This window comes from Mycoplasma marinum (genome assembly GCF_004335975.1).
In the GTDB taxonomy this organism is placed as follows: domain Bacteria; phylum Bacillota_I; class Bacilli_A; order Mycoplasmatales; family Metamycoplasmataceae; genus Mycoplasma_K; species Mycoplasma_K marinum.
In genome coordinates, this window is sequence record NZ_PSZO01000087.1 from 1 (window position 1) to 1,026 (window position 1,026).

Here is a 1,026-nt window from a genome sequence, read left to right on the forward strand (position 1 = left end):
AAAATATTTTTTAATTCCTTTTTCAAAATTTCAATTAGATTTTAAGTTTTTGACCCTCCTCTTAATCGTTGGGATTCTTTTTATGTGCAAGTTCAATATTGTCGATCCCACAATATTCAAGAGTTTTTTTACTTTTCTTATTGAGTTAAATGATTCTCCAATTTTTTTCATCTTCTTGAAATATTCTAAATAATCATCTGATATTTCCTTTAAAAAGTCAACAATTTTATCATTCTTGGAGATTTCTAATATAGATTTGATTAAGTCTAATGATTCATCAGTTAAATTACCTTGTATTTTAATTCCAAAATCACAAGATGTATATTCTCATTCCGGAATAATTTTTTTATTTTTCTCAGATCCATCAGTCGCTTTCAAACCATGTTTTGGAAGTTTTTTTATTTTGTTTTTCTCAAATAAAGCAACCACCTTATAAACTTTTTCGTAGGCTTCCTTTGCGGTTTTGAAACTCACTTTTGTTTTAACTGGTTCAAAAAATTTAGGCAGGATAAATTTTGATGGGAAATAGTTTGCAGTGAATACGTTTTTTGCAAAATCCGTAAAACTCCCCGGAATACTAAAAAAGCTCTTCATCAAAAGATAATCTCCAAGCAATGCCTTTTCTGGTGTATTTATATAATGCATTTTCCCAATGGGGATAGTTAAGGAACTCCCCCTAAACAGAACACAATTCAATTCATTTGTGTTCTCATATTTTATTTCAATTTTCTTTGAAACATCAATTGTTCTACTTTGTTTTTCATCGAAATATTCCATTGGTAATCCAAGATAATTTCGAAAAATTCAATCAGATATTTTGGATTTACCAGTCCCATTTTCTGCGTAAATAACATTGAGAGAATTTTCTTTAAAATTCAGTGTTCTTTTCTCAAAATTCTTCAAAGTTTTATTGAATTTGATTTCCATAATTCCTCTTTTCTTATTGCGTTATTATATATTAACCTGCTTGGCAACGGACAATAACACAGATATAATTAAAAATCACAAATATATAAAAAATAAGAG

Annotated in this window: 1 protein-coding gene; it reads right to left on the reverse strand. The window is 27.8% G+C overall.

Features of this window, described 5'->3' with window-relative positions; translation table 4 throughout:
• A partial coding sequence (locus tag C4B24_RS04810) for a hypothetical protein (protein WP_131599644.1) occupies nucleotides 1–927 on the reverse strand: 927 nt, incomplete at its 3' end.
• Nucleotides 928–1,026 lie beyond the last annotated feature (99 nt).